Origin of the sequence: Simplicispira sp., from assembly GCF_028687295.1 — a bacterium.
In the GTDB taxonomy this organism is placed as follows: Bacteria; Pseudomonadota; Gammaproteobacteria; order Burkholderiales; family Burkholderiaceae_C; genus Simplicispira; species Simplicispira metamorpha.
Genome location: NZ_JAQUAL010000154.1, coordinates 1 through 7,860, shown reverse-complemented (window position 1 = coordinate 7,860; position 7,860 = coordinate 1). Strand labels below are relative to the sequence as shown.

General features: G+C 64.4%; 7 protein-coding genes. 4 read left to right on the top strand and 3 right to left on the bottom strand.

What is annotated here, in order from left to right; genetic code table 11:
• Window positions 1-46: 46 nt before the first annotated feature.
• A complete protein-coding gene (locus tag PHX69_RS13910; RefSeq protein WP_288044442.1) occupies window positions 47-1,084 on the bottom strand; it encodes a bifunctional nicotinamide-nucleotide adenylyltransferase/Nudix hydroxylase in 1,038 nt (345 codons plus the stop codon).
• 138 nt (window positions 1,085-1,222) lie between these two features.
• Window positions 1,223-2,410 (bottom strand): methionine adenosyltransferase, encoded by a 1,188-nt coding sequence (gene metK, locus PHX69_RS13905; RefSeq protein ID WP_288044440.1) that lies wholly within the window; start codon window positions 2,408-2,410, stop codon window positions 1,223-1,225.
• Window positions 2,411-2,542: 132 nt separating this feature from the next.
• Here metK and PHX69_RS13900 point away from each other — a divergent pair, with 132 nt between their 5' ends.
• Together PHX69_RS13900 and PHX69_RS13895 are read left to right on the top strand one after the other, a co-directional pair.
• Complete coding sequence (locus PHX69_RS13900) at window positions 2,543-3,391, top strand: lysophospholipid acyltransferase family protein (RefSeq protein WP_288044438.1); 849 nt, start codon at window positions 2,543-2,545, stop codon at window positions 3,389-3,391.
• Entirely contained in the window at window positions 3,388-4,254 is an 867-nt protein-coding gene (locus PHX69_RS13895; RefSeq protein WP_288044436.1) for a lysophospholipid acyltransferase family protein, read from the top strand. Before PHX69_RS13900 ends, PHX69_RS13895 begins: the two co-directional genes overlap by 4 nt.
• A gap of 192 nt (window positions 4,255-4,446) precedes the next feature.
• On the opposite strand, the gene yihA is transcribed toward PHX69_RS13895, so the two are convergent.
• Window positions 4,447-5,193 carry a ribosome biogenesis GTP-binding protein YihA/YsxC gene (gene yihA / locus PHX69_RS13890; RefSeq protein ID WP_288044434.1) on the bottom strand — a complete coding sequence of 249 codons (747 nt, stop codon included), beginning with the start codon at window positions 5,191-5,193 and terminating at the stop codon, window positions 4,447-4,449.
• Window positions 5,194-5,265: 72 nt separating this feature from the next.
• Between yihA and PHX69_RS13885 the strand changes: the two genes are divergently transcribed.
• Window positions 5,266-5,889, top strand: a complete 624-nt coding sequence (locus tag PHX69_RS13885; protein WP_119014432.1) for a c-type cytochrome — start codon at window positions 5,266-5,268, stop codon at window positions 5,887-5,889.
• A 144-nt stretch (window positions 5,890-6,033) separates the two neighbouring features.
• Window positions 6,034-7,860, top strand: a 1,827-nt coding sequence (locus PHX69_RS13880; protein ID WP_288044433.1) for a cytochrome c biogenesis protein ResB, incomplete at its 3' end; no start/stop codon positions are given.

The following is a 7,860-nucleotide window of genomic DNA, read 5'->3' as shown; positions in this document are numbered from 1 at the left end:
AAGGCCAAGGGGCGCGATCGGGTCGAAGCCGCCGTGGCGGCAGCGCTCAGCGACCCTGCGTAAGCCCCAGAAAGTGGTCGAGCATATGGAAGTGGTCTTCAAAAAACCGGTCTTCCAGGGCGGCCAGATGGGCAACGGGCACCCACTGCGCCTGTAGCGCATCGTCGTCGGCCTGCACGGCAGGCAGGGGCATATCGCCCAGGTCAAAGTAGTGCGCGTGCGTGATGGTGCGCCCGCGCTGGCTGCGGTCGGGGTGGTCAAACACGGCCACCGATTGCAGCGCGCTGCGCAGTTGCGCCTCGGACACGGCGCAGTGGGTTTCTTCGGCCAGCTCACGCAGGCACGATTGCCAGAGCGTTTCACGCTGTTCAATGAAGCCGCCGGGCACGGCCAGTTGGCCCTTGCCGGGTGCGTGGGCGCGTCGGATCAGCAGCACTTGGTTGCGGCAACGCAGCACCGCGTCCACAGTGACAAACACGGGCGGGTAGGGGGCATTGGCCCAGGACTGGCGGTGCGCACGCAGCACGCGCCACTCTTCTTGCAGCGTGGTGTATTCGGTTTGCTGGGCAAAGGTGCCCAGGGCGGTCAGGGTGCTGGCGGGGATCTGGTCGGCCAGCGGTGCCAGCGCTGCTGTGGCGGTGGCGGGCGTGGCGCCAAAGTAGGCGTTGCGGATGGTGGTGGCGTCGATGCTGCCCTGGCGCTCCATGGGGATCAGTGTCCAGCCCGGAAACGCGCTGAGGTAGCTGCTGGTGGCGTCCTTGAAGTGGCCTACCAGGCCGATGCGCGCGTTGGCTGGCACCTGCTGCGCCACACTGGCGCGCACAGCCTGCACCCAGCGCGCTTCGTTGTAGTAGTCGCGCACCGGCAGCACATGCAGGCGCGCGCGGTCGGCTTCGGGCAGGGCGTCGCACAGCATGGCTGCGCGCTCTTGCCAGGTGAACGGGTTTTTGGGTGAACGCACTTGCCAAGCCGATCCCATCACCACGATGGTTTGGCGGGCGCTGTCCAGGGCACGCCGCAGCAGCGCCAGGTGGCCATGATGGACTGGCTCGAAGCGGCCGATGAGGATGGCGGTGTCGTACATGTGGCGGGCCTGGCAAGGCCTTGGTAAGCATCAGAAAAGTGAGCTGCTCGCGCGCACCCCTATTGGGCTGGAGCCACTTTTTACTTCAAAAAAACCCCTGGCGGTGGTGCTGCCGCCAAGGGGGTGTGCTCGGGGTCTTTACAGGCCCGCAGCCGCGCGCAGCACTGCCGCTTTGTCCGTGCGCTCCCAGGTGAACTCGGGTTCGTCGCGGCCAAAGTGGCCGTAGGCAGCGGTTTTTTGGTAGATCGGGCGCAGCAGATCCAGCATCTGGATGATGCCCTTGGGGCGCAGGTCAAAGTGCTCCTGCACCAGTTGGGCGATCTGCGCGTCGGGGATCAGGCCGGTGCCCTCGGTGTACACGGTGATGTTCATCGGACGGGCCACACCAATGGCATAGGCCACCTGAATCTGGCACTGGCGGGCAATGCCCGCAGCGACGATGTTCTTGGCCACATAGCGGGCGGCGTAGGCGGCGCTGCGGTCCACCTTGGTTGGGTCTTTGCCACTGAAGGCACCGCCACCGTGCGGGCAGGCACCGCCGTAGGTGTCCACGATGATCTTGCGCCCGGTCAGGCCGCAGTCGCCTTGCGGGCCGCCGATGACGAAGCGGCCGGTGGGGTTGATGAGGTATTGGGTGTCCGCCGTCAGCCACTCGATAGGCAGCACGGGGCGGATGATTTCTTCGCGGATGGCCTCATAGAACTCGGGCTTCATCTTGTCGCCCAGGCTCATCTCGGGCGCGTGCTGGGTCGAGAGCACCACGGTGTCAATGCTGTGCGGCTTGCCATCGACATAGCGCAGCGTGACCTGGCTCTTGGCGTCGGGGCGCAGGAAGGGCAGGCGGCCATCTTTGCGCAGCTGGGCCTGGCGCTCGACCAGGCGGTGCGCGTAGTAGATGGGCGCGGGCATCAGCTCGGGGGTTTCGTCGCAGGCGTAGCCGAACATCAGGCCCTGGTCGCCAGCGCCGGTGTTCAGGTGGTCGTCTGACGCATGGTCCACGCCCTGGGCGATGTCGCTGCTTTGCTTGTCGTAGGCCACGAGCACGGCGCAGCCTTTGTAGTCGATGCCGTATTCGGTGTTGTCGTAGCCGATGCGCTTGATGGTGTCACGCGCCACCTGGATGTAATCCACGTTGACGCCGGGCTTGGCGGTGATTTCGCCTGCCAGCACCACCAGACCGGTGTTGGTCAGCGTCTCGGCGGCGACGCGGGCGCTGGGGTCTTGCGCCAGGATGGCGTCGAGGATGGCATCCGAGATTTGGTCTGCCACCTTGTCGGGGTGGCCTTCAGAGACGGATTCGGAAGTGAAGAGAAAGTCGTTCGCCATTTGAATAAACTCCTGTGTCTTGGCAAGTGGGGCGTTGCCCTCGGCTACAGGAGCTTTCGGCGAACGCTTTAGCAGCTTTGTTTAACGTCGCCCTGCAAGTTGCTCATTTAACTCAGCGACCCCTCTATTCTAATGCCCGTCGTTTTTCGGCTCTTTTCCGTATTTCCCCTGTGGCTGTTGCACGCGCTGGGCGCTGCCATGGGCTGGGTGACGTTTGCCGCATCGCCCACGTACCGACGCCGCTTCATCGACAACGCTGCGCTGGCGGGCTACCGCTTTGCCGATGTGCGCGCCGCCGTGGCCCACGCCGGGCGCATGGTGGCCGAGCTGCCGCGCCTGTGGCTGGGCGCGCCGCCGCCGTGCCGCCTGGTGGGCGAGGACTGCGTGGAGCGCGCTTACGCCGCTGGGCGCGGCATCATTTACCTGACGCCGCACCTGGGTTGCTTTGAGCTGTCGGCCCAGGCCGCTGCGCGCCGCTGGAGCGCACAGCATGGCCCCATCACCGTGCTGTACCGCCCGGCACGCCAGCCCTGGCTGGCCAGGGTCATGGAAACCGCGCGCGACCGCCCCGGCATGCAGGCTGTGCCGACCACGCTGGCGGGCGTGCGCCAGATGATCAAGGCGCTGCGCCGGGGCGAGGCCGTGGGCCTGCTGCCCGACCAGGTGCCGCCCGAGGGCCAGGGCCTGTGGTCGCCCGTGTTTGGCAAAAACGCCTACACCATGACCTTGGCCGCACGCCTGGCCCAGCAAACCGGCGCTGCCGTGGTGCTGGTGCGCTGCGAGCGCCTGCCCTGGGGGCGTGGCTATGTGGCCCACTTTGAGCCCCTGCCTGCGCCGCTGGATGCGGCACTGGAAGCTGCCGTAGGCCAGATCAACCAGGCCATGGAGCAGCTGATTCGCCAGTGCCCGCAGCAGTATTTGTGGGGCTATGGCCGCTACAAGCAGCCGCGCACCGAAACCGCCACCGGGGTGGCAGCGTGAGCGGGCGCTTGGGCGTGTGGCTCATGGGCCTGCTGGCGTACCTGCCATTGCCGGTGCTGCGGGGGCTAGGCTGGGTGCTGGGGCGCATTCTGTTCGTGCTGGTGGTGCCCCGGCGCAAGATTGCATTGCGCAACCTGGCGCTGTGCTTTCCGCAGGCCAGCCCAGCCCAGCACCGCGCTTGGGCGCGCGAGGCGTTCGTGGTGTTTTGCCAGACTTTTCTCGACCGCAGCTGGCTGTGGTCGGCGCCGCGCGAGGTGGTGCTGCGCCGCGTCAAGCTGCAAGGCGCGCTGCACGAGCTCGATGGCGACACGCCCACCATCATTTTTGCGCCGCACTTTTATGGCATGGATGCGGGTGGCTTGGCGCTGCCTTTGCACACCACGCGGGCGTTCACCTCGATTTTCTCCACCCACCCGAACCCGGCGCTAGACGCTTGGTTTATGCGCGGGCGCCAGCGTTTTGGTGATGTGCGCATGCTCAACCGCGCCGATGGCGTCAAGCCCATCATCTCCAGCCTGCGCAAGGGCGGGTTGCTGTATTTGCTGCCCGACATGGATTTTGGGCCGAACGAGTCCATCTTCGTGCCCTTCTACGGCATGCAGGCGGCCACGGTGCCGTCGCTGTCGCGGTTTGCGCGGCTGGGCCGGGCCAAGGTGGTGGGCATGGTCACGCGCCTGACGCCCGAGGGCTATGTGGCCGAAATCACCCCCGCCTGGGAGCACTTTCCCACCGACGACGTGGCCTTTGATACCGCGCGCATGAATCGCGAGTTGGAGCGCTACATCAACCCCATACCGGGCCAGTATTACTGGGTTCACAAACGCTTCAAGACCAGGCCACCGGGTGAGCCTTCGGTGTATTAACCAAATCAGGCTCCAGCGCTTGCTGGGTGGGCGCAAGCAGCTATCAATTCAGGAGTTTATGGCTGGCTGACTGGCGGGCAGCAGGCGCTCAGGAGGCGTTTAGATAAAAAATGCTTCCAGCCCTTGCGCAGTATGCGCAAGCAGCTATTGTTTAAATAGCAATGGTGCGCCCGGCCAGGGGCGCAAACGCGCTCAATCCAGCGCGGGCGGCTCGGCCTCGGCGGCCTCGCTGGCGGCATCGGTGGCGAGTGCCTCGGGCTGCGCAGCCACCGCTGGGTGTGCCCACTGCCACAGCAGTTGCGCGGCTTCGTCCACGCCTTGTTTTTTCAGCGCGGAGAACATCCGCACCTCGCCGCCGCCCGTTTGCAGCCGGGCGATCGACAGCGCTTTGGCCTGTTCTGCGCGCGTGAGTTTGTCGGCTTTGGTCAGCAGCACCAGAAACTTCAGTCCCTCTTCGACACGCGGGCGCACCACTTCGAGCAGGGCCTCGTCCAGTTCGGTCAGGCCCAGGCGCGGATCGCACAGCAGCACGATGCCCGTGAGGCTCTCGCGGCTGACCAAATAATTGACCATCACCTGCTGCCAGCGCATTTTGTCCGAGCGCGACACGGCGGCGTAGCCGTAGCCGGGCAGATCGGCCAGTACGGCGTCGGTAATGCCCTGGCGGCCCAGCGAGAACAAATTGATGTGCTGCGTGCGCCCTGGTTTTTTGGACGCAAAAGCCAGCTGTTTTTGCTGCGTCAGCGTGTTGATGCAGGAGGATTTGCCCGCGTTGGAGCGGCCGACAAAGGCGATTTCGGGCACGTCAATGACGGGCAACTGGTGCAGTTGCGCTGCGGTGGTCAGAAAGCGCGCGGTGTGCATCCAGCCCATGGCGGTGCGGGCGTCGGGGGCGGTGGGGGCGCCGTCGGCGGCGGGCACGGAAAGAGGGGGGGTCATGGGCAAATCAGGGACGATGGAGTCGCATTGTAGAATCGCGTGGTTTTGCGCCACCACCAACAAGTCCCTGATATGAAGTTGCTCGCCTCCTTGCTCATGGCTGCCGCGCTGGCAGCTCCCGCTTTCCCTGCCTTGTCCCAGGCAGCCAGTCCGGCCAAGCCTGATCTGGCAAAAGGCGAGGCCAGCTATGCCGCTGTCTGCGTTGCCTGCCATGCAGCCGACGGCAATTCCACCATCGCCGCCAACCCCAAGCTGGCACAACAGCACCCTGAGTACCTGGTCAAGCAGCTGCAAGAATTCAAGTCTGGCAAGCGCGCCAACGCGATCATGCAAGGCTTCGCCGCCACGCTGACCGATGCAGACATGAAGAACATCGCTTGGTGGGTGGCCACCAAGCCCGCAGCGCCCGGCTTTGCCAAAGACAAAGAGCTCGTCAAACTCGGTGAGCGTATTTACCGTGGCGGTATTGCCGATCGCAACATCGCCGCCTGCGCTGGTTGCCACAGCCCCAATGGCGCTGGCATTCCCGGCCAATACCCTCGCCTGAGCGGCCAGCACGCCGACTACACCGCTGCCCAGCTGGTGCAGTTCCGCGATGGTGTGCGCACCAACAGTGCCCAGATGACCGGTGTGGCCGCCAAGCTCAATGACCGCGAAATCAAGGCGGTGTCGGACTACATCGCCGGGCTGCGCTGATATCCGGACGTCGCCCGCGCCACGCTCTGCCATTGCAGAGCACGGTGGTGCGGAACCAACCGCCAGCAACAGACCCCAAGACAGGCGGGCCCATCCTCCAGATGGCCCGCCTCTTTTTATTTCGGCTCCGTACCATCCTTGTCCATGTCTGATTCTTCCCAAGGCGTTCGCTCCCGCGCGGGCTCGCAGGCTCTGCGTGCCAGCATGGAGTTGCTGGCCTCCATGCGCTTTGCCATCGCGCTGCTGACGGTGATCTGCATCGCCTCGGTGATTGGTACGGTGCTCAAGCAGCACGAGCCTGCTGTCAATTACGTCAACCAGTTCGGGCCGTTCTGGGCCGAGCTGTTTGCCGCGCTCAAGCTCAATGCGGTGTACAGCGCCTGGTGGTTCTTGCTGATTCTGGCGTTTTTGGTCACCAGCACGTCGCTGTGCATTGCGCGCAGTACGCCCAAAATCCTGACCGATCTGAAGACGTACAAAGAAAACATCCGCGAGAAGAACCTCAGCGCTTTCCACCACAAAGCGCAGGCAGAGCTGGCAGGCGATGCCGCCACCGAGGCCCAGCGCATCGGTCAGATGCTGGTGGGTGGTGGCTGGAAGGTGAAGTTGCAGCAGCGCGATACCCCCGCAGGTGCTGGCACTGGCTGGATGGTGGCCGCCAAGGCGGGTGCGGCCAACAAAATCGGCTACATCGCTGCACACAGCGCCATTGTGCTGGTGTGCATTGGCGGTCTGCTCGATGGTGACCTGATCGTGCGCGCGCAAATGTGGTTCAACGGCAAGGTGCCCTACAACGGTGGTGGTTTGATTTCCGATGTGGCGCCCCAGCACCGCCTGAGCGAGCGCAACCCCACCTTCCGTGGCAACCTGCTGGTGGCCGAGGGCACGCAGTCCAGCACCGCCATTCTGAGCCAATCCGATGGCATCCTTTTGCAAGAGTTGCCCTTTGCCATTGAGCTGAAGAAATTCATCGTTGAGCACTACTCCACGGGCATGCCCAAGCTGTTTGCCAGCGAAATCATGATCCACGACAAAGCCACGGGCGAGGTCACGCCAGCGCGCATTGAAGTCAATCATCCGGCCAGCTACAAAGGTGTGGAGATTTACCAGTCCAGCTTTGACGATGGCGGCTCATCGGTGCGCTTGCAGGCGCTGCCCATGGCAGTGGGTGCGCAACCGTTCAAGGTGGAGGGCACGATTGGCGGAACCTCGCAGCTGATCAAGGGTGCGGGCAGCGATACCTTGACACTGGAGCTGACCTCGCTGCGCACCATCAACGTCGAAAATTTTGCCAATGGCAGCAGCCCGGCTTCGGGTGTGGACGTGCGCAAGGTGGATTTGCGCCAGTCCATTGACGCCCGTCTGGGGGCCGCCAACAAGACCGTGACACAAAAAGAATTGCGCAACGTAGGCCCCAGCATTGGCTACAAGCTGCGCGATGCCGCTGGCCAGGCCCGTGAGTTCCACAACTATATGCTGCCCATCGACATGGGCGATGGCGGCCCGGCGATGTTCCTGCTGGGTGTGCGCGACAGCCAGGCCGAGCCTTTCCGTTACCTGCGTGTGCCTGCCGATGCCCAGGGCAGTCTGGATGGCTTCATTCGTTTGCGTGCAGCACTCAACGATCCTGCCGCACGCGAACTGGCCGTGCGCCGCTATGTGGCACAGGCAGTGGATGCCTCGCGCACCGAACTGGTCGAGCAGTTGACCCAGTCGGCAACGCGGGCGCTGGCCTTGTTTGCCGGTGGTGTGGGGGAGGATGGCAAGTACCAGGGTGGGCTGCCCGCAGTCTCTGCTTTCATGGAGGTCAACGTGCCTGAGGCAGAGCGTGCCCGTGCGGGTGAGGTACTGGTGCGCATCCTCAATGGCGCGCTGTTCGAGCTGGCCCAGATCACGCAACAGCGCGCTGGCCTGGCACTGCTGGAGCCCAGCACACAGACCCAGGGTTTCATGACCCAGGCGGTGCTGGCC

What these genes read in the sequence shown, in the direction of transcription:
- PHX69_RS13910 (WP_288044442.1), bottom strand. Translation starts at nt 1,084, where the DNA reads ATGTACGACACCGCCATCCTCATCGGCCGCTTCGAGCCAGTCCATCAT.
- metK (WP_288044440.1), bottom strand. Translation starts at nt 2,410, where the DNA reads ATGGCGAACGACTTTCTCTTCACTTCCGAATCCGTCTCTGAAGGCCAC.
- PHX69_RS13900 (WP_288044438.1), top strand. Translation starts at nt 2,543, where the DNA reads ATGCCCGTCGTTTTTCGGCTCTTTTCCGTATTTCCCCTGTGGCTGTTG.
- yihA (WP_288044434.1), bottom strand. Translation starts at nt 5,193, where the DNA reads ATGACCCCCCCTCTTTCCGTGCCCGCCGCCGACGGCGCCCCCACCGCC.
- PHX69_RS13885 (WP_119014432.1), top strand. Translation starts at nt 5,266, where the DNA reads ATGAAGTTGCTCGCCTCCTTGCTCATGGCTGCCGCGCTGGCAGCTCCC.